We start from the raw sequence: 26,858 nt of genomic DNA on the forward strand, positions 1-26,858 counted from the left end.
AAAAAACAAATATCAGTGAATCCTCTCACCTCTTACTTCCAGTGATATAAGAATCTCTTTTTCTTCTTCGAGCATCTCCTTCCAACGTTCATTTACAATTTTGGAGGGCATATATTTTTTAGCAAGCTTCATAAAAACAGTATAATGACCTGCTTCAGATTCCATGAATAATCGATAAAATTTTCGAAGTTCAGGCTGGGGTAATTTTTCAGAAAGCAATCTGAACCTTTCACAGCTTCTGGCTTCAATCAATGCTGAAACCAACAGTTTATCCATCAACTGTCGTTCCACCCGATCGCCCATGCGGATCATCTTGCGCAATGCATTCACATATTCATCCTTACGTTGTCTTCCTAATTTAAGTTTTCTTTTCTTTAGTTCCGTCATCACCATTCTGAAATGTCCCCATTCTTCCGTTACAATGGGTGCCAGTTGCTTCACCAGTTCTTCTCGATCAGGATAATTCTGAATCAGGGAAATGCAGGTTGATGTGGCCTTTTGTTCGCAATAAGCATGATCAGTCAGAATTTCTTCCAGCGACATGGAAGCCAGATCGACCCAACGCGGATCAGTTGGTAATTTGAGTCGGAACATTTTTTTTTGGCGAAGATAACAGTATGCAACACATGCATCATGCAATTGCATTTCGATTTGTGAAGTTGAATACACAATTTTACAGCAATGAAATTTCTCATTATCAGGTTCAGCTCTATTGGTGATATCGTACTCACCACACCTGTCATACGTTGTTTGAAAACTCAATTGCCGGATGCAGAGGTTCATTACCTCACTTTATCTGCCTACCGGGAAATCATAGAAAACAATCCATACCTGGCGAAGAAGTTTTATCTCAAGGATAACTTTGGTGAAATCATTCAGCAATTAAAGGAGGAACGATATGATTTCATTGTAGATCTTCATACCAACATCCGGTCACTGATAGTAAGGCTTCATTTACGCAGACCATCCAATACCTTCAATAAGCTGAATATTGAAAAGTGGTTGTATGTAAATCTGAAATGGAAAGTGCTGCCCGATGTGCATATCATTGACCGGTATCTCGAACCTGTCAGGATGCTTGGTGTAAAAAATGACGGGAAAGGACTTGATTATTTTATCCGCTCCGAAGATGAAATTCAGGTAGATGCATTGCCGCTTACACACCTTCACGGCTTCATCGCACTGGTAATTGGTGCAAAGCATACCACTAAAAAATTACCTTTTGCAAAACTGGTGGAGCTATGTAATCTGTTGCCGTATCCTATCATGCTTCTTGGCGGACCGGAAGATGCGGAAACAGGGGACGCACTCGCGAAAACAGATCCTGTTAAGATTTCCAACAGTTGTGGGAAGTATTCGATCAGTCAATCCGCTTCCTTGTTAAAGCTATCAAAGCTGGTGATTACACATGATACGGGGCTGATGCATATTGCTGCAGCATTTCGTAAAAAAATCATTTCTGTGTGGGGAAATACGGTACCGGCATTTGGCATGTCGCCTTATTATGGCCATGCAGCAATTAACCAGGCAATGGTTGAAATAAATAATCTGAATTGCCGTCCATGTTCAAAGATTGGCTTTGAAAAATGTCCAAAAGGTCATTTCAAATGCATGAACCTGATTAATGTAAAAGATATTTTAAAAATTACGGAGGGCTTATAGCAATATCTTCCCGGAGACTAATAATTTCCTTCTATTGACCTCACAATAAACTCAATGTCCTTTTCCTGTTGAGGATCATATTCATAACGAAGACTGTACCCTAAAAACTGACTCATCTTATTCCAGTAAAAAGCGGACAAAGGATTCTTAAATTCGCGAATTAAATCATAAACGCTGTTACCCGTTTCCCTCGCCACCAACTTACATAAAATTTCTCCCTGGGTGATTGTAAGATTCTTCAATTCACCCTCAAAAAGCACATTCAATTCCTCTTCTTTCTGGTTCATGAATTTCTTGCGTTCCTTTTTCTTATCCATTGAAGACATCGCAGCATTTACTTCGTTAAAAATTCCACCGGCTTCTTTGGCAAAAGGATAAACGATCATCACATTGCGCTTGAGCGCATTGAACCTTGACTGTTCCTCCCCACTTTTAAATATTCTTTTGGAAACAACTACGATATCCTGAATTTGATATGCCGGAAAAGTATCGGTACCAATGATTACGGCAGGCAACAACATTCCCGTCTGGGCCTGGGAAAGTACCGGTAAAATAAAAAGGAGTAAGAGCAATTTGTTTTTCATGAAAAATCAAGATCAATTAGACGTCGCTTCCAGTCAACTTCCGTTCCAATTCCAAGTAACCGGAACTAACTTCCGGATAGGCCTATTATTGTAACACGAAATGGAAAAGTTAGATTTTGCTTAGAAGCCCTAAATATGCTACTTTTGCGAGTAAATATTTAAACTCCTCAAAAAATGAAAAAACTTTATTTCCTCCTTGTCGGAGGCTTTCTACTGACACTTACCATGGTAAGTTGCCAGCAACAAATGCCCATGGATGCCGCAACGATGTCATCAAAAGCGGACTCTATAGCACAATCACAAATGCAGGCTGTTGCAGAAGCCGCAATGAATGAATGCACTACCAACGAGTCGATGATGGTGCAAATGAAAGCGGACTCACTTTACAATGTTGCAGTTGCAGCAATGAGCCCTAAAAAATAATCCAGTCAACCGATTTCAAAACATTCAATTTTCAAAAAAAATGAAAAAACTTTTCAGCATATTTTCTTCCGGACTGGCAATCACATTTGCATTGCAAAGTTGCAACCAGCCGAAGGTTGATACGGCCAAAGAAATGGCCATGATCGATTCCTTAGCCAATGCTAAGGTTACTTCCTACCACGATTCTTTAAATCTGGTCTGCATGAATAACATTATGGTGTTAGCGCAGGCAAGAGCAGATTCAATGATGACTGCAGCGATGAAAAAGACCGCTCCCGGCTCCAAGCCAAAACCAAAGCCTGTTGCTAATCCGGCTGTCCCAACTGTAACGAACAGGCCGGGTACTACTGATGCTGCTAAACCAACAGTAACTGACAGACCCGGAACAACGGACGCCGCAAAGCCTACTATCAGCAATCGTCCGGGTGCAACCACACAGCCGGCTACTGTTACACCTCCTAAGCTCTGAAATAAGTTCCTGAAAATTAAAGCCATCCTTATAACAGGGTGGCTTTTTTATTTTCATTAATTCTATGGGTAGTTGATAATTTACAAATAGAAGGAATTTATAGGCACATCTTATCAGAATGCTGTTCCTGTCTTGCCAGTCAGATTACTGCAAGAATGAAGCGTCAATAATTATTTGAAAGTCATTTTTCCCAAACAGAATTCGTGCAATTATTGGAAACACCTGAAGAGGAAATGATCGTGTAATTCCATATGATAGTGGAACCTCCGGAAAAGATTCCGGTTCCGGTAACCACCCTTCCATTTAAATCAGGTGTTTGAATGGGAATAGTAATATTGTTTCCGGAAATAACAGCAGTCACCAGGTTCGCAAAATCGCCGTTGAAATTGGCAATACCAACCATCGTTACACTCGTATCTATCGCTCCGATATTGGTTGTATATGATGCATTGCCAGTAACACTGCAGTTATCTGATACATTGTAGGTGCCGAGAAATTTTTCCCTCACTTCCAGGCTACAATCTTCGCCTTCAAAGCCCGGTGTACAACCGCAGTAGCCATCGAGGCAAAGCGCGCCATTGTAACAAATAATTTTCTTGCATTTATCCGAGCAAGACTGAAGAACAAACGCAGTGCCTGCAAACAAAAGCATACTTATCAGGAAATACCGGTGGAAGTTTTTATGTCTCCGTTTCACTTTTTTTGTTTGAGCGAATTGAGCAACGCGAAAAAATTGATTATAAAAATTAATCAGCACCCTGCTTTCTTTTCAAAGATAGTCTTTGAAAGGAATCACAAAGCAAAAAAATACGGCAAAAAAAAACCAGCCTTTGTAGAGGCTGGTTTTTTTTAGGTTTCAATAAAGGTTATTGTAAATTCCAGGTTGAAGTGCAATTGTCGGAATTTGTTCCGTCGTTTGCACTGTAAGTGAATTGAATTTGGGTGGCAGTCGCATTAATAGCGCCTGAACCACTTACATTCACACCACCAAGACTTTGACTTGGAACAGTTACATTGTTACCATCAACAGTAGCAATTGCGGTAAGTGTAGATCCGAAACCACCGAAGTTGGTAATGATCAATCCATTGATAGTGGTAGACGAAGCTGAAACAATAGCGTTGTAAGAATAAGTTCCGGAAGAACAAACATCAATGGCAGCATAACTTCCAACAAACTTGGTTACGCTCTTGATGTCGCAATCACTACCTTCATAACCTAAATCACAAGCACAGGTTCCGCTTACGCAATCACCATTTACACATACAACATCCTTACATGGATCGTCATCACAGGAGTTAAAGAGTAATACGGTTGCTAAGGCGATCATGGAAAGAAAAGAAACGCCAAGGATTGAAATTTTTTTCATAGACTTTTAATTTAAGGTTTTTAGTTTTAGGTGTAAATTATTAAGCAGCAAATATAACGGTATTACTTTGAATAGACAACCGACTGGAGAATTGGGTTGTACACACGCTGCACTTTTTAAAAGTAAAGCCCACATTGTAGAGCGATGGACCGGTTTTATTTGCAATTCTCCTTCACACACCTTTTTTCTACCTTAACCGGAAACATTCATCAAAAGCACTAACACTCCTTTAACAGCTAAGTAATGGTTCATAAACTCACTGCATATTGTTCAACCCTGAATCTTTTTAAAGCCAAAGATCCCATTCTTCTAGCCGTAAGCGGAGGTGTTGATTCAACTGTTTTAGCGCATTTATTTAAAAAAGCAGGATTCAATTTTGGGGTGGCACATATTAATTTCAGGTTAAGGGGCTATGCTTCCGATGCTGATGAAGTATTTGTAAAAGAGTTATCAACAACATTCGGAGTTCCCTTTTTTTCAACCGGATTCAATACGGATCAATATGCCTCCGAACAGAAAATTTCTATTCAAATGGCAGCGCGTGAATTACGATATCGGTGGCTGGAGCAAACCAGAAAAGAACATGGATTTCATTTCATTGCTACAGCTCACCATCAGGATGATGAAATTGAAACCGTGCTGTTGAATATGTTCCGTGGCACCGGAATTCATGGCCTTCATGGCATCCGGCCGAAGCATGAAAAAGTTATTCGTCCGATGCTGGAATTCTATAAAAATGAAATTACTGCTTACGCGAAAACACAAGACATTTCTTTCAGAGAAGATGCTTCTAATCTCAAAACGGACTATGACAGAAATAAGATCCGCTTGGAAATTATTCCGGCAATAGAAAAATATTATCCGGGTTTCATAACTACTTTTTCGGAAAACATTCGCCGGTGGGATGAAGCAGGTGATTTATATGACGAACAGATCAGGTTGCTAAAAAAGAAGTTGGTTGTGGAAAAAACAGAGGAAACTTTAATTTCTATTCCAAGACTTCGTTTGCTTACGGCTTCGAAAACTGTGCTGTATGAATTGCTTAAGCAATATGGATTTTCTCCTGAGCAAGCATTGGATGTGCATGCTTCTTTTGATTCGCTGCCGGGGAAAATATTTTATTCTCCAACACATCGTGTATTAAAGGACCGTAGTCAACTGATCATCACAAAAATCAGTAAGGAAAGCAGTTCAAGCATATTGATTGATTCCGCAAATCGCAATCTTCAGCATGAATTGCTTCATCTGAAAATTGCCATTCATGATGCAAAGTCATTTGATATTACTTCCGATGCTTCTGTAAGCTGCTTAAATTATGAACTGCTTCAGTTTCCATTGTTGCTCCGGAAATGGGAAAAGGGAGATTACTTCTATCCTTTGGGAATGAAAAAAAAGAAGAAAAAAATCAGCGACTATCTCATTGATAAAAAAATGCCCCTGCACAAAAAGGAACAGGTATGGGTGATTCAATCAGGAGAAAGAATCGCTTGCATTATTGGCGAACGGATTGATGAGCGGTTTAAAGTGGAGGACTCTTCGAAAAAGGTATTTGTGATTACGAAGAATTAGGAATTGGGGCAATATGAAAATCCACTTTTATGGATAGAACAAGGGTTTTAATTTAATCCAGTTCTGAATCACCAGATATTGCTGTTTGCCTTTGTAGTGATAACCAAGCACGCCTTCTGCAGTAACGGCAATTGGAAATGGAATAGGCTGTACTTCCTCTGCAGCTTTATTCATATCCTGCATATTTCTGATGGACTGCGTCATGTCTGTTGCAGCCAGGATCAAACTGTCACCAGTAGATTTTCTTTCATTCACTTCTACCTTAATTCTTCTTTCCTGCACCCAAAGTGAATCGAATGTATAGTCTGCGCTGTTGTGAATTCCCAAAAAGATTTCATAATTAGTCCCTCTGCCTGAACCCGCTGCGCCTCCGGACCATGCCTGTGAAGTTGCCTTTAAGAGCGGTAATTGTTCCTGCTGACCGCAAGTTTTTTCTGAGGTGAGTAAAACCAAAAGCATCAGTATGTTTTTCATAGCAAACTATTTTTACAATTGAAAATTTAACTATCTAATGTAAAATTTTATACACCAGTTCTTTCAATAATGCACCTTCTTCACTTCCTGTATCATTTACTCCTTTCGACCTCAAATCATAATCCTGCAACAGTGCAATCACCTGTTCTGTTTTTTGTGGCGAATAATTCCGTGAGGCTGATTTGTATTCGTTTATGATCATTGGAAAAGATTTGATGCCCAATACAGAAACTATTTCACTGTCAGTTTTTGGTTTTGCCTGGTGCATCAGGTAAATTTTTGAAAAATATCCAAAGAGCGAGCCAATTGTAAGCACCAAAGGGCTTGATTTCGGATTGGCATTAAAATAACTGACTATTCTGTTGGCCTTTAATACATCTTTCAATCCAAGCGCCTTACTCAGTTCAAAAGTGTTGTACTCTTTACTGATTCCAATATTCTTCTCGATATCATCAACAGAAATCTGCTTTCCTGATTTCACATTCAGCATTAACTTTTCCAATTCGTTGGAAACTCTTGATAGTTCATTTCCTACATATTCAACCAGCAAGGATGCTGCATGCTGTTCAATCTTAAATCCTCGCTCCTGTAAGTATTGATGAATCCAGTCCGGAACCTGGTTGTCGTACAGTTTTTTAGTGGTCATCAACACACTGGCACTACTGTCTTTCAGCAATTTTCCCACCTTTGTTCGCTTGTCAAAATTATCGTACCGGTGACAAAGCACGAGGATCGTAGTTTTCACCGGCTTCTCGACATAAGGAAGTAATTCGTCCCACTTCTTCAGCATCTGCGCTTCTTTCACAATCAGCACCTGGTAATTCGAAAACATCGGGTAATTCATGGCCCGCTGACGAATCTCGTTTACAGAAGTATCTTTTCCGTACAGCACAGTTTGATTAAAACTGCGTTCAGATTCGGGCAATAAATTATTTTCGATGTAATCACTTACGAGGTCAATAAAGTAAGGCTCCTCTCCTTCCAGCAAATAGATAGGATGGAATATTTTATTTTTTATGTCACGAAGAATAACATCGTGTGTGCTGACCATAGTAAATGTTATTTCGAAAATTTAAGTAACAGTACGATATCAAGTAACCTATAGTTATCCGGGTGTTAAAAAAAATTAACAGCAACAACTTACATCAATCAAAAACGCAGGTGCTTCACCGTATCGCGATTATTGATCAATTGCTTTAATGAATCAATGCCGATTTTCAAATGCAACTCGGCAAACTGATCTGTTACTTTCTTGTCGCTGATCTCCGTCTTCACTCCTTCAGGAACCATTGGCTGATCGCTCACCAGCAATAATGCGCCGGCAGGGATTTTATTTTTGAAGGCAGTCACAAAAATAGTTGCTGTTTCCATATCAATGGCCATGCAACGTAATTGTTGCAGGTATTTTTTAAAAGGTTCATCATATTCCCAAACCCTTCTGTTGGTGGTGTAAACGGTTCCTGTCCAGTAATCACGTTTGTAGTCACGGATTGTTGTGGAGATGGCTTTCTGTAATGCGAATGCGGGAAGTGCCGGGACTTCAGGTGGAAAATAATCATTGGAGGTTCCTTCTCCCCTGATAGCAGCAATAGGCAGAATCAGGTGACCAATCTCATTCTTCTTTTTAAGTCCACCACATTTTCCGAGAAACAAAACAGCTTTCGGTTCTATTGCTGAAAGCAGATCGATAATGGTGGCTGCATTCGCACTCCCCATTCCGAAATTGATGATCGTCATTCCTTTCGCGCTGGCACTCATCATGGTGCGGTCGCGACCCTTTATTTTCACATCATTCCATTTGGCAAAAAGCTCCACGTAATGACTGAAATTCACCACAATGATGTATTTCTCAAATTCTCCGAGGGCGAGACCAGTATAACGAGGCAACCAGTTGTCAACGATTTCTTTCTTCGTTTTCATAAAATCAAAAATACAGTAATTTGTTGCTGATCCAAAGGGTGTTGGTGGAATAAGACGAGAATCTGGATAAAGGTTTTTTGAATGGTTAAATGGTGGCGGCAAAACCGGAGAATAGACTGACCAATTAAAATGTTTAGCCCAACCACCCATTTTCGATATCTATATTTACGGTTGTTGCATGCAGATCACTTTCCCAAAATATGAATTCAACATCCGTAACCGTGAAGGTCAATCACAAATTTTTGATGCGATCAGAAAAAGGTTTGTAGCGCTGACACCGGAGGAGTGGGTTCGACAGCATTGGCTTCGCTACCTGATTGAAGAAAAAAAATATCCGCGTTCTTTGATTGCAGTGGAGATGTCGCTGAAGCTGAATAAGCTTTCAAAACGATGTGATATTGTGGTATATGGAAAAAACGGAAAGCCACAACTGATTGTAGAATGCAAAGCAGGGGATGTGAAAATGACGCAAAAAGTATTCGATCAGATTGCACGGTATAACCTTACACTGAAAGTGAAGTACTTAGTGGTTTCAAACGGTAGCAAGAGCTTCTGCTGCGAGATAGATGTGGAAAAGGGAAGTTATCATTTTATGCACGACCTGCCCGCTCCTGCCGACTTCTTCTGACCACGTTACAGATAGCTAATTTCGTGTTACTTTCCGAAATCATAAAATGCAATCGCAACCAATCAATTCCACAGCAAACTGTATGTTAAGAATGATTACATGGAATTGTAACATGGCTTTCCGCTATAAAAGCGAAAAGATTCTCCGATACAGGCCTGATGTATTGGTTATACCGGAATGCGAACATCCTGATAAGATTTTATTGAGCGGTCTTGGAAAACTCTCAGACTGCTGCTGGTTTGGAACCAACAGACATAAAGGTCTTGGCATTTTTGCTTTCAATAATTATAAGCTGAAACCGATTGATAATTATCAGCCTGAAATTAAAACCATTGTGCCATTGCAGGTATCAAATGGCAACACCGATTTTAATTTGCTGGCGGTATGGGCAAATAATCCTTCCGAACCAAAGTATCAGTATGTTGGCCAGGTATGGAAAGCAATTCACCACTACAAAGATTTTCTGCAGGAGAAAAAGATAATTCTTGCAGGTGATTTTAACAGCAATACCATCTGGGACCGGCCCAAAAGGAATTGGAACCATTCTCATGTAGTGGCACTTTTAGCACAACATAAAATATCAAGCGCTTATCATCAATATTTTAATCAGCAGCAAGGAAAAGAAAAACATTCCACCTTTTATTTATACCGTCACAAAGACAAGCCTTATCACCTCGATTATTGTTTCGCATCTGCTTACTTTACGAACAAACTTGCAAGTGTTTCCATCGGCACACATCACAAATGGGGAAAATACAGTGATCATTCACCCTTGATTGCAACATTTTCCCTCTGATGAGTCTTACGGATTTCAGGGAAGGAAACAACTGCAATCGTTAACTTTCCCACTTAATTAGTTACATGAAAAAAGTAATCATCGTTGGAGCATCCTCAGGCATCGGTCGCGAGCTGGCGATTTTATATGCAAAGAAAAATTGCCTGGTTGGCATTACGGGCAGAAGAAAAGATTTGCTGGATGAGCTGCGTGATGAATATCCTGATCAGATTATTCCATTGTCGTTTGACAATACGAAAGATGATGTAGAATACCACCTTCAGCTTTTGATCTCTAAGTTAAAGGGACTTGACTTGCTGGTATTAAGTTCCGGACACGGAGAAATAAATACATCGCTTGATTGGAAAATTGAACAGGGAACTTTAGAATTGAATGTGACTGCATGGACGCAGATAGCAGACTTCACCTTTAATTTTTTCAAACAACAAAACCACGGACAGTTTGTGGCCATCACTTCTATTGCCTCCATACGTGGTGAAGGCCGTGCTCCTGCTTATAATGCAAGCAAATCGTACCAGGCAAATTATTTACAAGGGTTGCGGAAGATGGCAGTGCATAAAAAACTGAAAGTCCATATTACAGATATTCAACCCGGATTTGTAAAAACGGATATGGCAAAGGGAAAGGGACGCTTCTGGGAATCACCTGCCGATAAAGCAGCACGACAAATGTTTAGCGCCATTGAAAATAAAAAGCACAAAGCATACATCACCAAAAGATGGTGGCTGGCAGCACAGGTTTTAAAAACTATTCCCGGCTGGATTTATAACAGGATCTGAATATTCCAATCTTATTTCCTGATCGGGAATATTCTTTCCCTAAAATATTTGCTACCGTGAAGATTAAACTTTCAACTTAGCGATTGACATTTCAACCATGCCTATTGAACTTCAAATCCGCTGCTAAGTAAGACAGCTAAATCATTTTTAGAAGCATTCTCCACATACGATGCGTTCTGCTCAATGAAATCCCGTACATCGGCCAATGCGACATCCCTGTCTGAAATCTGAGATCGTTTTTGTGTGGAGGCTTTACTTTCAGATGCCTTAAGTTCGTCAATAACCGACTGCAGCCCCGCAGGTGATATGGGAGGAACAGGGAAAAATTTATTTTCATTCATGGAGGAAGCAATGGTAGTTCCCCTGGCAATAATTGATTTAACCGGACCTTCCAGAAAAGTAAGTGAAACTTTAAGTGCGCACATAATTATCAGTTTGATGAACAATCATTATTGCTTCAATTTACGACTAATTATTGGGTTGTTTATAGGTAGTGGTTATTGGAGGTGTTTGGGAGGTCGAATTGTGTTTGTGATATGGACTGAATGGTTGCATGGCCAGATGGTTAAATGGTTGCGGCAAAGCTGGTGAATAGTTTGGAGTAGTAATCAATTTAAGGCTGAAGACAGATAATTACTGCTTCCGTTATCTTTATTGCCACACCAAATTAAATGTATGCATCCTGATGAACTTTGTGCAATTGCACAGCAATGGTTTAATGCTTTTAACAGTCACGACCTGGAAATGCTTCTTTCGCTGTATGCTGAGGATGCGGAGCATTACAGTCCTAAATTAAAAATCCGTGAACCGGCAACTAATGGATTGATTAAGGGCAAACAGGCATTGCATGATTGGTGGCAGGGAGCATTTGAACGGTTGCCTACGCTCCGTTACGAAGTTGTTCAACTAACTGCCAATGAGCAACGTGTTTTTATGGAATACATCCGGCAGGTTGATGCAGAAGAAGATTTACGGGTGGGTGAAGTTTTGGAAATTAAAGAAGGTTTGATTGTGGCTTCGAGGGTGTATCATGGGTGATAGAATGGTTAAATTGTTAAATGGTTACATGGTTGCGGCGAAGCCGGAGAAGCGTTGGACAGAGCAAGCATGGTTTTGTAAGCGATCTTTGCATCTGGGTTAATTTTCATTTTAGGATTACTAAAAGTTTTTTTCTCTGATTATTTTCACATCTCCAATCTTTACCAATGAGTTTAGCAAGAGAAGAAAAACATTTGCCCATCATTATCGCTATGTGTTTCATCGGCAATTTTATTTTGGGGGGCATCGGACAGTCCTTTTCTGCCTCTTCTTTCGGACGAATTTTAGCATGGCAATGGGGTTCACTTTTATTTATGGCGGGTTGTTCGCTGTATGCAGCGAAACTGCATACTGAAAAATGGCATATTTCATCAGCGGGATTTATTATGCTTACCATAGGGCAAGGAATTTTTTATACCCTTCAAAATGCCAATTCTGATGAAAAAGATGTAGCACTGTTTGCAGCAGGCATTATGGCTTTCCTTCCGGGCATGGCTTTTATTTGCTATTACTCAGGGTTTCCTGTCTGGCTCCGTATCTTTTCCCTGATTGCAACTATTCCATTCACCATTCAAATGATCATTATTGATTCGGGAAAATATGTTGCTGAAAAGGATATGTGGCTAAGCACGATTGGCTTTATCATGATTCAGCTTACCGGAATTTTCTGGAGTTATTATGTGATCAGGCCCTACCAGGAAACGAAGCAGCAAAAGTAAATGCTGTATGAATCTGGCGCTGACTTTTGGTGTCATTGAGTCCAACGATCCTCTCGCTTTATGTGAGACACAATCCTTAATTACCTGATCACCTTAATAATTTCCGTATGCTGTCCTTCCACATATCGTAATAAATAAATGCCCCTGGCCAATGAACTCATGTCAATTGTTTCCTTTTCATTCGTTAACCGAAACGATTGAATGATGCTGCCGGTAACATCAACAAGCTGAAGGAGCGCATTATTTCCCGGGTGAAAATCAATTACAGTTACTTCCAGAAAATCTACCACCGGATTAGGACTTGCTGCAATTAAATTCACATCACTGTTTGCAGTAGTGTTGATGCCTGTTGGAAAACCTGCTACATGAATAGTGAAGTCATCAAAGTTGCCGTATTGATAACTTCCACAGGCACCATAACCATTGGCACTTTCAGAAAGACAATCGGTTCCCCAGCCTGCAATAACGCGCATGCGGTAGGTACCCGGATTCAAGACTGCCGGCATCGTAATGCTGAAATTGTAAGTATTGGTTTCACTGGGTGTATAGAGGTAGAATAAATTTTCTGAGTTATCGAATGCATAATCCTGGTTGAAGTCAATCCATACACCACATCCGCACCAGTTGGCATTTGTAACCTGCATATTGTAAGTGTTGCCGGCAGCGAGTGTTGTACTGAATGTGGTGTAATCATTTGCTTCGCAATTATAAGGATCGGCTATCCAGTTAATGGAGTCGAGTTGAATGGAATGATTGTTCCAGGAGTAGCAACCGTAGCCAAAGGTTGGATTGCAGTAAGGTTGAGCCTTTACAGGGGTGAAATTTAACAGCGTGTAAATGAAGAGTGTGAGGAATATAGAGATCTGGCGCATGGTGGAAATGTTTGAGTATGAACAAATATAAATAAATGGTTTATGAATAAAAAGGGGCAGCATGAAACCGCCATCGGAATTTATTTTCCGAAAAAGTTGCGGGCAACATCTGCTCGGATTTTGTAGATCCCGAAACAAGTTCGGGATGACGTTAATCCGGGACGACATCTGTTTGGATTTAGAGATCCCGAAACAAGTTCGGGATGACGTTAATCCGGGACGACATCTGTTTGGATTTGGAGATCCCGAAACAAGTTCGGGATGACGTTAATCCGGGACGACATCTGTTTGGATTTGGAGATCCCGAAACAAGTTTGGGATGACGTTAATCCGGGACGACATCTGTTTGGAGTAGTCATCCGGCAAAAAAAAATCCGCCGTGTGGCGGATTCTTAGTCTCAATTATTTCTTGCACTGGTTATTTAGATCCGGAAGAAGAATTCTGATCTGAAGTAGTAATAACAGGATCAGTAGTAGTAACCACAGTCGTTTGGTCTGCTGGTTCAGAGATCGCAGCCACAGTAGTTATCGCTTCTGATTTCGAAGGTTTTGTACAACAGCTTCCCATATGTTCGCCAGCCTGAAGCACTGGTGTTTGCATCATCATATCGCTGTGTTCCATTGGAGCTTCACCTTTATGAAGTCCAAGCAAACCGTTGATAGGAATGGATGGTGCTATTACCAAACTTACAATACTCATCAGCTTGATCAGGATATTCATGGAAGGTCCGCTTGTATCTTTGAAAGGATCACCAACAGTATCACCTGTTACAGATGCCTTGTGCGGTTCTGATTTCTTGTAGAATACTTCGCCGTTGATCTCCACTCCTTTTTCAAAAGATTTCTTTGCATTGTCCCAGGCTCCTCCTGCATTGGACTGGAACATTCCCATCAGTACACCTGAAACGGTAACACCTGCCAACAAACCACCCAATACTTCCGGGCCAAACAGGAATCCGATAATTACAGGAACTGTCAAAGCAATCGCGCCGGGCAACATCATTTCACGAAGCGATGCTTCTGTAGAGATGGCAACACATTTATCATATTCCGGTTTTCCTGTTCCTTCCATAATACCCGGAATTTCACGGAACTGGCGACGCACTTCCTGCACCATGCTCATGGCAGCACGACCTACCGCCGCAATAGCAAGTGAGGAGAAAAGGAATGGAATCATGCCGCCGATGAATAATCCTGCAAGCACATCCGCTTTATAAATATCAATGGAATCAATGCCGGAGATGCCAACAAAAGCTGCGAACAAAGCAAGTGATGTTAATGCAGCAGAAGCAATTGCGAAACCTTTACCGGTAGCCGCAGTTGTATTTCCCACAGCATCGAGTATGTCTGTTTTTTCACGTACTTCTTTTGGCAATTCACTCATCTCGGCAATGCCGCCTGCATTATCGGCAATAGGTCCGAAAGCATCTATAGCCAATTGCATGGTGGTGGTTGCCATCATACCAGCTGCTGCTATCGCTACGCCGTAAATTCCTGCAAACTGATAAGCAGCAAAGATTCCGCTCGCGAGCACAATGGTAGGCAACATAGTAGATTCCATTCCTACAGAAAGCCCACCTATGATATTGGTAGCATGACCGGTAGAAGATTGTTTGATAATCATTTTAACAGGACGCTTGCCCATTGAAGTGTAATATTCAGTAATCATGCTCATCAATGTTCCAACCACCAAACCCACTACGATAGCGCCAAACACGCCATTGCTGGTGAATTCAAATCCACGAAGAATCAATGACTCAGGAAGTATTGCTTTCACTATAAAATAGGAAGCTACGGTGGTTAGAATAATAGCACCCCAGTTTCCATTATTCAATGCTTTTTGTACAGTTGCGGTGCTCAAACCAGCATTCTCTCCTATTCTTACGAAATACATGCTGATGATGGAGAAAATAATTCCGGCACCTGCAATAATCATCGGCAATAAGATGGGAGCTAATCCATTATAAGCATCTACGGATTTTGTTTCACCGCCTAATACCATTGTTGCAAGAATAGTGGCTACAAAAGATCCGAAAAGATCGGCGCCCATTCCGGCTACGTCACCTACGTTATCGCCAACGTTATCGGCTATGGTAGCAGGATTGCGTGGATCATCTTCAGGAATTCCTGCTTCTACTTTACCTACCAAATCAGCGCCTACGTCGGCAGCTTTGGTATATATACCGCCACCTACACGGGCAAAAAGCGCTATGCTTTCAGCACCTAAGGAGAATCCGGTGAGCACTTCAAGTGCGGTTGTAAGATGTTGATTGGTGGAAGGATCAACATACATCGTATAAAAAACAATAAAGAGCGAGCTCAAACCCAATACAGCAAGTCCGGTAACACCCAATCCCATAACAGAACCACCGGTGAAAGAAACGGCCAAAGCTTTTGATAAGGAAGTGCGTGCAGCATGAGCTGTTCTCACGTTTGCTTTCGTGGCAATGCGCATTCCTATATAACCGGCAGTGGCTGAAAAAACAGCGCCTGTTATAAATGCACCGGCAATCAGCCAGCTTGATTCAGGATTTGACCAGCCGAGTACAGCCAGTAAAACAGCAGCAATGGCTACAAAGAAACCAAGTATCCGCCATTCAGCCCGTAAAAAAGCCATGGCGCCCTCGGCAATGTATTTAGCTATTTCCTGCATGCGGTCGTTACCGGCATCCTGCTTCGACACCCATGATGATTTGATGGCGGTGAAGATCAAGGCTACTATTCCAAACAAGGGTATTACGTAAAACAAATTATTCATAGGGGTATTAAATTTTAGCCCGCAAAAATAGTCGGGAAAGCATGAAAAAGGAACTTTTTGGCGGATATTTTACCGCCCGGCTTTTAACATTCGTTGTTTGCCTTGCATATCGGCACGTATAGTAATTGATTGAAAACCATGACTTCTGAACACTTCTGTCACTTCATCAGCCTTGTTTTCATGTAATTCTACATAAATAAAGCCGTCCGTCAATAACCTACCAACTGCAAACGCAGCAATTGCTTTATAGTAAATTAAAGGATCTGCATCAGGAACAAATAAAGCAAGGTGCGGCTCAAACTGTACCACATTGCGGTGCATTTCGCTTATTTCTGTTTGAGGGATATATGGCGGATTGCTCATTATTACATTGAAATTTTTTCCCTGCAGAAATGTCTCAGGTGCTTCCTCTTCAGATGCATTCAAAATATTGTATTGGAAGAAGTCAACAACAGTTTCATTTAACCGCGCATTCTCCCTGGCTACTTCCAGGGCTTCGGTGCTGATATCGATGGCCATTACGTTTGCGTGTGTTAAATTCTTTTTTAAAGCAATAGCGATGCAACCACTCCCCGTTCCAATGTCAATTAAGTTTATTGGCTGACTGACTGTTTGATCTTTAATGATCCAGTCCACCAACTCTTCTGTTTCAGGTCGCGGAATGAGCACTTTTTTATTCACCTTAAATTTTAATCCATAAAACACCGTGTTTCCCAAAACATACTGAACCGGTTCACCCTTTAATAACCGAACCAATTTATATGCAAGGTCATTTGCTTTTACTTCAGAAATAGTTTCCTGCTCTCTTATTGCCAGAGCTGTCTTTGAAATACCTAGTTTCTCTTCAAAAATCCAAGACGTAATATTTTCGGCCTCTTGCTTGTCATAAAGAGGGGTCAGAGATTTAACGAAGTGGTTGAAAACGTGACGGAAGGTCATTCGGTGAAGGTAGGATAATTGATAATTGGCAATGGTCAATGGACAATGTTGTAACCGTGTTTTATGGTCTTGAGAGCTCGAAATAAGTAAAGTGGAGTAACCGGGGCACTGATCTTTTCCACACCTTATTTCAAATTCTATTAGGTTTGTTGCATGTCGCCGGTTGATAATTTGTTTATGCGTCGATGTTTAGAGCTTGCTATGCTGGGAAGCGGGAACGTGGCGCCAAACCCTTTGGTTGGATCTGTGATTGTGCATGGTGATAAAATTATCGGAGAAGGTTTTCATCAGCAATATGGCGGGCCACACGCGGAAGTAAATGCAATTGTTTCGGTGAAAGAGGACGATTTACATTTTCTATCGCAGTCAAGACTGTATGTAAATCTTGAACCTTGTTCGCATACCGGAAAAACTCCACCGTGCGCCGACCTCATTATTGAGAAGCAAATACCTGAAGTGATTATCGGAATGCAGGATCCCAATCCGTTAGTGTCGGGTAAGGGAATAGCAAAGTTGCGTGAGGCTGGTTGTAAAGTGAGCGTTGACGTATTAAAAGAAGAGTGCCTGATCCTTAATCGCAGGTTTGCGAATTTTATAGAAAAGAAACGTCCTTATATTATTTTGAAATGGGCGCAATCAGCAGACGGTTTTATAGGAGAGGTAAACCAGGAAGTTTCCCTCAGCAATCATTTCTCTAAAACACTCACTCATAAATGGAGAAGTGAAGAAGTTGCGATTATGGTTGGCACGCAAACCGCTTTGGTTGATGATCCTATACTCGACAGCAGGTTATGGAGCCAGCACAATCCTTTGCGAATTGTTTTGGACAGGCATCTCCGACTTCCGGAAACATTGCATTTGTTTGATGGAAGTATTCCTACGCTTGTGTTTACTTCAAAGAAGAAAGCAGCATTAAAAAATATGGAATTTGTGACCATTGATTTTAATGATCAATTGTTGAATCACCTTCTATCAATTTTATATGAGCGTCAAATTCAATCGGTGCTTGTAGAAGGCGGGCAAAAGTTATTGCAATCTTTTATTGACGGTGCATTGTGGGATGAAGCACGGATTTTTATTACACCGGGAGTATTGGGAAAAGGTATTGCTGCTCCTAGGATAAGCGCCTCTGTTTTTTCACAAGAGCACGTCGGTGATGATACATTGTTCATTCAATATCCGTCACGATGATAGTGCTATTTCTCAGCATCATCTGCTCAACTTACCTGGTGATAACATTCAGGATTTTCAAGCACTTTAAAATTGACATGATGCAGGGCATTGTAGTAAACTACATTACCTGTGTAATTACCGGCATGATCGTTTCCGGTGCTGTTCCATCCGCACAAATTATTTACGAAGACTGGTTTCCGTTTGCTGCGTTTCTAGGGTGTATGTTTTTCTTCATCTTCAACATGATGGCTTTTGTTGCGGCAAACATCGGCGTTACACTTACTTCGGTTGCCAGTAAACTCTCGATGGCCATTCCGGTTACCGTTGCCATTTATCTTTATGATCAGGAAATAACTATCGTGAAGTTGCTCGGATTGCTGCTGGCGATTGTTGCAGTTTATCTGACTTCAGTAACGCCGGATGAAAAAAAACATGCGCTGCATACACGTGGGTTGCTGCTTGCGCTGATCATATTTATAGGGAGTGGTATTAATGATTCTATAGTGAATTATGCATTTGCCAAATTACTTACAGCGGAAGAATTTAACGTCTTCAACATTACTATTTTCGGAATTGCCGCCACGGCTGGAAGTATTGCTTTGATCTATCGCGGAATATTCCTGCATAAGCGACCCGACTGGAAAGCAGTTGTGGGTGGAATATTATTAGGCATTCCGAATTTTTTCTCGATGTATTTTCTTTTAAAGGCATTGAACATTCCCGGTTGGGAAAGTTCAGTAATATTTCCGGTGAACAATATGGGCATCGTAGTGCTGACTGCATTTTGTGGTTGGTTGTTATTCAGGGAGCATCTTTCACGAATTAACATTGCAGGTATTGTGATTGCGTTATTATCTATTGCATTAATGATTATTGCATAATTGTCGGTAAAGGAGATTTACCAAATGAACGTTCCTATCCGAACTTAAAAATTGCTGCCATTTTTTTCTACCAAAGGCATGCTCCTACGGAGCAAATATGAAATCTTCCAGCAGGTTTAAAATTTTTGACTCTTCTAATACAGAAATCTCAAATCTCTTATTTGAATTTGTTTGTCCACTCAATAATGTAACCGCTGACTTAGGCAACTTCAGAATTTTAGCCAACACCCTGATCACCTCTTCATTTGCTTTTCCATCAACCGGCGGAGCTTTCACTTTCAGTACCCAGTTTCCTGCTGCATCTTTTAGCAATTGAGTGGATTTGCTGTTGGGTTTTATTTTGATGTAAAGTTTCATGGCGTTTCAGAAAAATGAAGAAGTGCTTAAAATTGAATGACAATTTTCAGAATGGATATCCGATTCCAAAATTTAAAATCAAATTGTTCCTGCCGAAATCATCTTTGGCAAATGGGTTGAATATCCAACCATTATTTTCAGTCACATATGGTTTGTGCAATGCTGTTGCAAGGTCAAGTCTGATAACAACGTAACTGATATCTAACCGGAGTCCAATGCCTGCATCTATCGCCAACTGCCGGTAAAACTGATCGAATTTAAAAACCCCTTCCTCACCATACACTTTCGTGCTTTGCATCCATATATTTCCGCCCTCTGCAAACAAAGCACCTTTCAGATAACCTGCTATCGGAAAACGGTATTCCATGGCCAGACTTAATTTGATGTCACCAACCTGGTTAAAGAATCCAACACTGTCAATCTCACGATCGTAAACTGTTCCGGGACCTACCGAACGGGATCTGAAACCCCGAAGGTCACTCACGCCGCCTGCTGAAAAACTTTTGTAATAGGGAATCACATCTGAATTTCCGTACGGCAGCGCTAATCCGGTAAATACGCGCGTGGCAATCTTTGTTTTTTTTCCCGTTGCGAGGTAGTATCGAAAATCCAACGACAACCATCCATACTGCGAATAGGCATTGTTAAAAAGGGTAAAAGGATTTTCAGGTGTTCCCTTTTCAGCGTTAAACAAACTTTGAGCTGCATAGGCCACGTTGCCTGAAGTTTCCACGATTCCTTTGAAATAAACAGGGTTTTTACGCCATGCATACACCTGGTCAGTAAAAGTGAAAGAGTAATTAATAGCGAGCGTAAACTGCTGTTCAAAACTTTCCTGAAGGGCTTCATTCTGATTGATGATGGAATCGTATGCAGCGGTGGTTTGGGTCGTGTTAACGAAGTTAATGCTGAATGGTATCAAGGAATGTTCTTTGGTGATGGTCTCTTTCCAATTATAACCAAAGTTTACATAAAATGAATTGAGCAGGTAATATCCCTCCCGGTTTTCAATGGTGTAACTGGTTTCAATTTTTGTTTTGGGTACATATATGCTCGATGTCCGTTTTAGGTTGAATGGAACCAGAAACTTTGGAAAGATCAGTTGTGGCGTGATTCCGAATTTGAAGGATTGCAATGGCGGTAGCGTTTTCGAGAATTGCAATTCGTAGTTGCCTGTAAAATTCAATACAAACAATTCAGCACCACGAAAAGTATTCCTGTTGCGGGTGCTGAGACTTAATCCGGGTCCGGCAAACCCGTTGTCCTTTCCAATGAATTGCGCTTCTCCCCTGATAGATCTTTTTGGAAATGGTGTAAGAAAGATTCTGGTGGTAAGCCATCCGTCATGCAATGAGTCCGCGTCGAAGCGAATGTTTCCATATTTGAATACACCGAGCGCCATCAAACGCCCGATTGTCAGGTTATAATTTCTTACATCATATATCAAACCCTTTTGAAAAAAAACATTGTCTAAAATCGCATGTGGCCTGTAAAGATGTTGGGAAGAAACATAGTGAATGCTGTCAACAAGTATAGTATCGGTCTGATTCTGCTCCCGCGGTTTTTTGTTTAAAGAATAATCAGGAAAAACATAAATGTCGCCAATGGTATAATAACGAAGTGCTTCCGGAGCAATATTCCTTTTGAGGTCAACGTGCATTTTACAATGGTGGTTGCCGATGGTTGTATCCACCCTTACTATAATCAGGTCCGGATTGAAGTAAAAGTATCCTTCAATTTTAAGCAGCCTGTCAATCCTCAACCGCTCGGCGCTGATGGTTTCAAGATTATAGGTATCACCTGGTTTCAGAAACGAACTGTCTTTGGCAAGATCGATTTTCCTGGTAAGACGATCAGTTACCTCCGGAAAAAATACGGAATCAATCACATAGGACGGAGCAATATGTACAAAATAAGTAACGGTTGCTTTTTGCTTCTTATGAGCAATGGTATCAGTTACGTTGCTTCTGAAATGTCCATAAGTATTCAACCTGTTTTCCATCAATAAACCGGTGCGCCTGATATCAGCTCCGTTCAAAATCACCGGCGGTTCACCTAATTTATATTTCAGAAAATGCTTAAAGCCTGTTTCTTTTTTAGGTTCTTTCACACGATTATAAATAGCCAGCTTAAGACGAGTTCCCAGGAATTTTTTATTAGGAACAGGCACCATTACTGATTCTAAAGAGGCAATAACATCCTTCGTAGCAATTTTTTTTGATGACTGATCCAGTTCAATTTTCCCTTTCGTATACAATTCCTCTCCCGTGGCAAGGTATTTTGTATTACTGCAGGAAGAAAATAAAATGACCCCGGTAATAACATTACACCATATAGCGATTCTGATACGGGTGGAAAATCCGTAGCAAAACCATACCATTGTTTTTACTTTATTCTTTACTACCATTTTCAACTTCAATAAATATTCATTGCTTTCTAAATTCTATTTTGCTTTTTCATCTTCCTTTTTTTTCCTTTTGTCAGCAGCTAATTCTTTGCCGGCAATAAAAAGTTGCCGGAAGCTGTTGAAGTCACGATTGTAGATTACTGATAATCCATTTTCAATCGTTTGACCTTCAAAGATTCCTTCATAACTTCCTTTACGAAAAAGATTAAGACGTACGCGACCGTCCGGACGCAACAGGTATTCCATTGAAAAATCACCGCTCAGATCACTCGGATTAGCAGTGAAAGCGCTGCTACCGCCGATATCGAAATTTGTTCCCACATAGATTTGCAGGCGGTCATTAAAGAGTTGTTCGCGTACACCGACATTAAGTTGTGTCTTTTCCTCCTCATAACCATTTGAATAATCAGTAACTGATTTAAGATCAAAATTCACATCAACTCCTTTTATGTACTGGCTTGATAGTTTATTCAACTGACTGCTCAAAATATTGCTTACACTGCTTTTTGCTACATCATTTAAATATTGGGAAGCTCCGGTGCTGGCCGTCGGATCAGCTGCAACAAAAGTTCCCAACACCATCAATGCAAATACCTGTTTATTCATCTCTCCCTCCTGTTTTTGTAATTCAGCAAGTTTTGCATCTACAATACCATCGAGAGCACCTGCGTCCCTGTCATCCAATTGTATGTCAAATGAAATGTCCGGCGATAACAACTTGTTTTGCATGATCAGAAACACATCAAAATCCAGTGGGTTTTTATATTGCGCCTGTTGCTCATCTGTAGCACCTGCTGCCTGTGCTCCAATTAATGCATAAGGGGAAGTTCGAACATCCATGTGTCCTCTGATATCTATGTCGGCGTCAAGCAGATCACCGGTCCAACTGATGAAGCTGCCTTTATCAAGAATGAATTGCTTCTTAACCACATTATATAAAGTGAGGTTGTAGCTGCCTTCGGAAATTTCATAGCGGCCGGTGAGTGTCGTTCTGCCCGAAGGGTTTACATCGTAATTGAAGGATCCATTGCCCTTCAACTGCAACTTGTCTCCTGCAACAGGATCTACCACGATATTAAATTGACTCTTATCGTCTACCTCCACCGCAGCAGTGATACTATAGCCGGAGAAAACAGATGGCACCGTATCAAGTGCTGCTGCAAGGATTGAATCGAGCCGGTCTCCGCCACTGATAAATTCAACCATGCCTTCTTCTGTATTGAAGGTGGTATCAGAACGCTGATAAATATAAGTGACATTCGTTCCTTCCCTCAGTTTTAATCTTACATCAACAGAAGGCCGGTCGATATCGCCTCGCAGCGAAGCATTGCAGTCAATTTTCAACAGTCCATAATAATCCGTAATAACTTCGGAGGTCGAATTCATTAAAGTAAAATCATTGGCCTTCAGATCAATACCAAACTGGTAATTCCTGTAATCTTTAGTAAACAAAGCGCCATTAATTGTTGCTTTGTTTCCATTCAGATCGATTAATGAAAGCCCATTAAAATGAATACCTGCGCCATCCAGTGAGATAGTTTCTTTACCAAGGTTTAATGCAGTATTGGTATAGGAAAGCACAAAGCCGGCACTGTCAAAACTTACGGAACCGTTTATTAAAGGTGCATCTGTGCTACCGCGAATAGAAAGTTTTCCTTTTACCGTGCCATTCAAATCACGGACATATGGATAGGCAAATGGTGCGACCAATGAAAAATTTGCGCTGTCAATAAGTGCGTCGAAATGGAGTTCGCTCGATTCGGCGTTACTTCGGTAAAACCCTTCTACATTCACCCCGTTTCCGGCACCAAGCAACGTGAGCTTAACATCATATTTTCCCGGATCATTATTTTCAGCATTCAATGCAAGATTTCCATATTCATTATTCAAAAAAGAAAAATCATCGATGGTGAGCGCTGAATTAAAGGTGAATGTCTTAAAATCTTTCAGCAGGAAATCGCCGTTGATAATTCCAGTGAAAACCTGGGCCGAAGTGTCGATAATCTGCGAGAATATGCTAAGATCAAAATTATTAAAAGTGAAATTCAGTGGCGCGTTCTCGTGTTCTTCCGTGCTTTGCACGAGCAGGTAACTGCTGTCGTTGGAAATTTTCAGGTTGTGCGACCATAATCCTTGCGGACCCCATTGCAGAAAGTTATCCTCAGGCACCAACCACTTTTGATTGTCGAATACTAACTGATCAGGGAATAAGTGCATACGATAAATATTATTTCCTGACGACGACAATGAAGCACCCATTACCAGATCAACATGATTTGTATCAGGCTTGATCGCAAACACTGTATAGATGGAATCGTTTCTAACGAATCCGGTTAACGATAAACGGTTTATCTGAAGCGTATCGTGCTGTAACTTATTTACTGCAACGCTGTACGACAGCTTCTCCGGTGTGGATTCAGCAAACAGCACAAGTGAGTCGATCAGGTTGCCTGAATAAATAATGTCAGTAGGTGTGGAAACTACTTTCAGTTCTTTTGAAGCACTATTAAATGATCCTGATATTTGAAAAGGGTCGATACGATTAAGGTCTGTGATAAAAACAGGCAAAAGATTTTTCTGATCATGCACCCTGATTGCAAAATCAAATGACTGCTGACCAAGTGTATCTGCTTCCCGGTAGGTCTGGCTGTTAAAATAATAGTTGAAATGATTGATCAAAAGTGGAATACCAATCGCCGCGCTTGAGGTGCCTGCATAGTCTGCATCCACAATTTGTGAACGGAAGGTCCAGTCATATTTTCCCTCGTTGGAAGATGCTTTAAGACTGATGGAATCGAGCGCTGTAATTTTTCCGCCGGAAGCAATCGCAGCATCTGAAACAAAGATGGTACCGTTCAATGTGCTCAGGTCATTTCCTGTGAAATTGCCTGTTACCTTACCGGAAAATTTCAGATCATCATCGTATAAATGTAATGCCTGCAAATCAGCATACTTAACATCGAGCAGGAAATTATAGGCCGGACTGTCAGCGCTAAGGCTTGCCGCGCCATCAAATGTAAATGCAATCGCATCATCATTTATGGATACGTCGCCATTAAAAGATTTGTCAGCAATTTTTCCGTTTATTTCCACGTCACGGTATTCATAATCCTTTAGCTGAAGACTTTTAATATGCGCATTAACTGTTGCATTCATTTCTTCAACAGTAAATCCCTCGCCTTCAGCCGTAGCTGAAAGATTTACAATACCTATTGTTTCTTCCTGCTTCAGTAATTTTCCAAGATTGAAATTTTCAAGGTCCACTTTCGCATCGTAGTGCTGAATGTCTTTTCCTGCAACCTTTTCCATATTGGCCACCACCATCGCGTTGCCAAATGAACTTTCAAGAAACAATGCGCTCTTAAAATTTTCCATGGTACCGCTGTAATTTCCCGATAGGGTAAACGATGCAGGAATCTCAATAGAAGAAGGCAATAAGCTATCAGGCAGCAGAGCCATCAGTTCCGCTTTTGTGGAAGAAAAACGTGAGAGTTTTATATCCATCACCATTTTATCTGCATCAGGAAGCCCTTTGATGCTGCCGCTTACCAAAGCATCCGTCGCGCCGGTACGCACTTTCAGATTTTTGAATTGCAGGTTATTCAGCGTGCCGGAAATATTTCCATCAATGGTCAATGAACGGTTAATGGAAGGTTTCACATATTCATTTTCCGCCAACGGCGGATAGAAATATAAAATGTCACTCACTGCAATCGTCGCGTTCTTCATATTTCCATACACTCCTAACTTTCCAATATCATCACTGATATCTTCCAGTGAAGAGTAACGGATGCCTGCTCCATTCCGGATCGTACTCTTATCTGTTACGAGCAGGCAACTGTCGAAGCTGACTCCGGTTTCTGTCATCCGTAATTTTCCAAACCCTTCTTTAATATTCAAACCACATTTTTCTGATGCTTTGATCTCGTTAATATCCACAGCGATATTTATTCCCTGGTAAAAAATGTTACTGAATTTTCCGGTAACATCTTTCACATCAAGGTGGCTGTAATCTATCCCGTCTGTTACGGGAACAGCAGTTTTATCATCAAAGCGGAAATCGAAACCTGAAAGTGTCAACTGATCGCATTTGGCCATAAGAGCTGTTGCGCTGCTGTCTGATGTTCCGGAAAATGAAGTGTCAACTGTTGATGAAGTGCCAATGGCAACATAAAAGGAAGTCTGTTCCGCTTTTAGTTTCTTAAAATCAAAAATCAGTCTTGAAATATCAATGGTATCCGGATCAGCTTCCAGCAATGTTATTTTACTGCTTAAACTTAATTGTGTCGTAGTATCAGCATACACCAAGTCAAGGTTAGCAAGATGAATATGCTTTGCTCCCAACTGAATAGTAAGTGGTGAAGAAGCGGTGGTATCACTTTTTACTGGTTTGTTTTGATAGAAATGAACCATTGAATTATTCCAGTTGAGCTCATCCACCAGCATTTTTTGATTGGCAAGATCGAAGTCTTTAAAATTCACATCCAAATGTCCAATGTTTGCTACACCCACCATACCACCCACTGCATCCTGCAAAGTGAAATGAATATTATCGAGCGTGGCTTTACCAAGCAATAAATTAAACGATGAAGCGCCGGTGTCTGCCACTTCCGGTTCCGGGCTTGAAGAAGAAAACGCTGCTGCGATAAAATCAAAATTAAAACTGCTGTCTGGCAAGGTGCGTGTTAGGTGCGCGGTTGCGCCATTAAGGGTAACCGAATTAATGATAGCTTGATTCTTCAGCAAACTTTTCATGCTGATATCCACTGAAAGCTCGTGTATGAACAATAGGGTATCGGACCTTAAGTCGGCTATATAGAAATTTTTCAGGTAAACAGATTTTGGAAAAGTAAGATTGATCTCTTCCAGCTGCACAGAAGTCTTTAATTTATCCGATAGCCAGGAAGTTGCTTTCCCCACTATAAAATTCTGAAACCAACAGGTCTGCAATAAGATTAAAAGGGTAATGAATAAAAATACAATGCCCGCAATGCACCACAGCAAAGCTTTGAGGGTAATTCGAAGGTATGTCGGAAGTCTATT

At 40.9% G+C, this 26,858-nt stretch carries 24 protein-coding genes and 1 pseudogene; 11 read left to right on the forward strand and 14 right to left on the reverse strand.

All coding sequences use genetic code 11. The features are described from left to right. Positions 1–12: 12 nt before the first annotated feature. Positions 13–645 carry a tRNA-(ms[2]io[6]A)-hydroxylase gene (locus IPO83_17195; GenBank protein MBK9732991.1) on the reverse strand — a complete coding sequence of 211 codons (633 nt, stop codon included), beginning with the start codon at positions 643–645 and terminating at the stop codon, positions 13–15. Positions 646–681: 36 nt separating this feature from the next. On the opposite strand from IPO83_17195, the gene IPO83_17200 reads away from it, so the two are divergent. Next, positions 682–1,662 carry a glycosyltransferase family 9 protein gene (locus IPO83_17200; protein MBK9732992.1) on the forward strand — a complete coding sequence of 327 codons (981 nt, stop codon included), beginning with the start codon at positions 682–684 and terminating at the stop codon, positions 1,660–1,662. Between the two features lie 17 nt (positions 1,663–1,679). On the opposite strand, the gene IPO83_17205 is transcribed toward IPO83_17200, so the two are convergent. After that, positions 1,680–2,246 (reverse strand): DUF4294 domain-containing protein, encoded by a 567-nt coding sequence (locus IPO83_17205; GenBank protein ID MBK9732993.1) that lies wholly within the window; start codon positions 2,244–2,246, stop codon positions 1,680–1,682. A 174-nt stretch (positions 2,247–2,420) separates the two neighbouring features. On the opposite strand from IPO83_17205, the gene IPO83_17210 reads away from it, so the two are divergent. Continuing rightward, positions 2,421–2,669: a hypothetical protein gene (locus tag IPO83_17210; protein MBK9732994.1), complete on the forward strand. Its 249-nt coding sequence runs from the start codon at positions 2,421–2,423 to the stop codon at positions 2,667–2,669. A gap of 40 nt (positions 2,670–2,709) precedes the next feature. Continuing rightward, positions 2,710–3,138, forward strand: coding sequence for a hypothetical protein (locus IPO83_17215; protein ID MBK9732995.1), 429 nt, complete (start codon positions 2,710–2,712; stop codon positions 3,136–3,138). 181 nt (positions 3,139–3,319) lie between these two features. On the opposite strand, the gene IPO83_17220 is transcribed toward IPO83_17215, so the two are convergent. Together IPO83_17220 and IPO83_17225 are read right to left on the reverse strand one after the other, a co-directional pair. Further along, positions 3,320–3,835, reverse strand: a complete 516-nt coding sequence (locus IPO83_17220) for a hypothetical protein (protein MBK9732996.1) — start codon at positions 3,833–3,835, stop codon at positions 3,320–3,322. A 169-nt stretch (positions 3,836–4,004) separates the two neighbouring features. Next, positions 4,005–4,505, reverse strand: a complete 501-nt coding sequence (locus IPO83_17225; protein MBK9732997.1) for a hypothetical protein — start codon at positions 4,503–4,505, stop codon at positions 4,005–4,007. Positions 4,506–4,748: 243 nt separating this feature from the next. On the opposite strand from IPO83_17225, the gene tilS reads away from it, so the two are divergent. Further along, on the forward strand, positions 4,749–6,074 hold the full coding sequence (gene tilS, locus IPO83_17230) for a tRNA lysidine(34) synthetase TilS (protein ID MBK9732998.1): 1,326 nt from the start codon (positions 4,749–4,751) through the stop codon (positions 6,072–6,074). 27 nt (positions 6,075–6,101) lie between these two features. Here tilS and IPO83_17235 read toward each other — a convergent pair whose 3' ends face one another. From IPO83_17235 to IPO83_17245, 3 genes are all read right to left on the reverse strand, one after another. Beyond that, the gene (locus IPO83_17235) at positions 6,102–6,548 is read right to left on the reverse strand and encodes a hypothetical protein (GenBank protein ID MBK9732999.1); all 447 of its coding nucleotides are present in this window, start codon (positions 6,546–6,548) and stop codon (positions 6,102–6,104) included. 34 nt (positions 6,549–6,582) lie between these two features. After that, positions 6,583–7,599, reverse strand: coding sequence for a DNA polymerase III subunit delta (holA, locus tag IPO83_17240; protein ID MBK9733000.1), 1,017 nt, complete (start codon positions 7,597–7,599; stop codon positions 6,583–6,585). Between the two features lie 98 nt (positions 7,600–7,697). Continuing rightward, on the reverse strand, positions 7,698–8,468 hold the full coding sequence (locus IPO83_17245) for an AMP nucleosidase (protein MBK9733001.1): 771 nt from the start codon (positions 8,466–8,468) through the stop codon (positions 7,698–7,700). Between the two features lie 178 nt (positions 8,469–8,646). Here IPO83_17245 and IPO83_17250 point away from each other — a divergent pair, with 178 nt between their 5' ends. The 3 genes from IPO83_17250 (at position 8,647) to IPO83_17260 (ending at position 10,671) form a co-directional block, all read left to right on the forward strand. Continuing rightward, entirely contained in the window at positions 8,647–9,096 is a 450-nt protein-coding gene (locus IPO83_17250; GenBank protein MBK9733002.1) for a type I restriction enzyme HsdR N-terminal domain-containing protein, read from the forward strand. 112 nt (positions 9,097–9,208) lie between these two features. Beyond that, positions 9,209–9,892, forward strand: a complete 684-nt coding sequence (locus IPO83_17255) for an endonuclease/exonuclease/phosphatase family protein (GenBank protein MBK9733003.1) — start codon at positions 9,209–9,211, stop codon at positions 9,890–9,892. Between the two features lie 65 nt (positions 9,893–9,957). Further along, entirely contained in the window at positions 9,958–10,671 is a 714-nt protein-coding gene (locus tag IPO83_17260; protein ID MBK9733004.1) for an SDR family NAD(P)-dependent oxidoreductase, read from the forward strand. Between the two features lie 101 nt (positions 10,672–10,772). Here IPO83_17260 and IPO83_17265 read toward each other — a convergent pair whose 3' ends face one another. Beyond that, on the reverse strand, positions 10,773–11,096 hold the full coding sequence (locus IPO83_17265) for a hypothetical protein (protein ID MBK9733005.1): 324 nt from the start codon (positions 11,094–11,096) through the stop codon (positions 10,773–10,775). A gap of 250 nt (positions 11,097–11,346) precedes the next feature. On the opposite strand from IPO83_17265, the gene IPO83_17270 reads away from it, so the two are divergent. Together IPO83_17270 and IPO83_17275 are read left to right on the forward strand one after the other, a co-directional pair. Beyond that, positions 11,347–11,709, forward strand: a complete 363-nt coding sequence (locus tag IPO83_17270) for a nuclear transport factor 2 family protein (GenBank protein ID MBK9733006.1) — start codon at positions 11,347–11,349, stop codon at positions 11,707–11,709. Between the two features lie 167 nt (positions 11,710–11,876). After that, positions 11,877–12,428 (forward strand): hypothetical protein, encoded by a 552-nt coding sequence (locus IPO83_17275; protein ID MBK9733007.1) that lies wholly within the window; start codon positions 11,877–11,879, stop codon positions 12,426–12,428. 80 nt (positions 12,429–12,508) lie between these two features. Here IPO83_17275 and IPO83_17280 read toward each other — a convergent pair whose 3' ends face one another. From IPO83_17280 to prmC, 3 genes and pseudogenes are all read right to left on the reverse strand, one after another. Then, positions 12,509–13,300: a T9SS type A sorting domain-containing protein gene (locus IPO83_17280; protein ID MBK9733008.1), complete on the reverse strand. Its 792-nt coding sequence runs from the start codon at positions 13,298–13,300 to the stop codon at positions 12,509–12,511. 670 nt (positions 13,301–13,970) lie between these two features. Continuing rightward, positions 13,971–16,058, reverse strand: a pseudogene (locus IPO83_17285) (sodium-translocating pyrophosphatase). A 69-nt stretch (positions 16,059–16,127) separates the two neighbouring features. Beyond that, positions 16,128–16,997 (reverse strand): peptide chain release factor N(5)-glutamine methyltransferase, encoded by an 870-nt coding sequence (gene prmC / locus IPO83_17290; protein MBK9733009.1) that lies wholly within the window; start codon positions 16,995–16,997, stop codon positions 16,128–16,130. Between the two features lie 177 nt (positions 16,998–17,174). On the opposite strand from prmC, the gene ribD reads away from it, so the two are divergent. Both ribD and IPO83_17300 read left to right on the forward strand, forming a co-directional pair. After that, positions 17,175–18,188 (forward strand): bifunctional diaminohydroxyphosphoribosylaminopyrimidine deaminase/5-amino-6-(5-phosphoribosylamino)uracil reductase RibD, encoded by a 1,014-nt coding sequence (gene ribD / locus IPO83_17295; GenBank protein MBK9733010.1) that lies wholly within the window; start codon positions 17,175–17,177, stop codon positions 18,186–18,188. Beyond that, positions 18,185–19,051 (forward strand): EamA family transporter, encoded by an 867-nt coding sequence (locus IPO83_17300; GenBank protein ID MBK9733011.1) that lies wholly within the window; start codon positions 18,185–18,187, stop codon positions 19,049–19,051. Before ribD ends, IPO83_17300 begins: the two co-directional genes overlap by 4 nt. 84 nt (positions 19,052–19,135) lie before the next feature. Here IPO83_17300 and IPO83_17305 read toward each other — a convergent pair whose 3' ends face one another. The 3 genes from IPO83_17305 to IPO83_17315 are packed head-to-tail and all read right to left on the reverse strand — an operon-like array spanning position 19,136 to position 26,735. Further along, positions 19,136–19,408, reverse strand: coding sequence for a DUF167 domain-containing protein (locus IPO83_17305; protein ID MBK9733012.1), 273 nt, complete (start codon positions 19,406–19,408; stop codon positions 19,136–19,138). Positions 19,409–19,454: 46 nt separating this feature from the next. Further along, a complete protein-coding gene (locus tag IPO83_17310) occupies positions 19,455–21,815 on the reverse strand; it encodes a BamA/TamA family outer membrane protein (protein MBK9733013.1) in 2,361 nt (786 codons plus the stop codon). A 36-nt stretch (positions 21,816–21,851) separates the two neighbouring features. After that, positions 21,852–26,735 carry a translocation/assembly module TamB gene (locus tag IPO83_17315; protein MBK9733014.1) on the reverse strand — a complete coding sequence of 1,628 codons (4,884 nt, stop codon included), beginning with the start codon at positions 26,733–26,735 and terminating at the stop codon, positions 21,852–21,854. Positions 26,736–26,858: the final 123 nt, after the last annotated feature.

The sequence above is a fragment of the Chitinophagaceae bacterium genome, assembly GCA_016717285.1.
Lineage (GTDB): Bacteria > Bacteroidota > Bacteroidia > Chitinophagales > UBA10324 > JACCZZ01.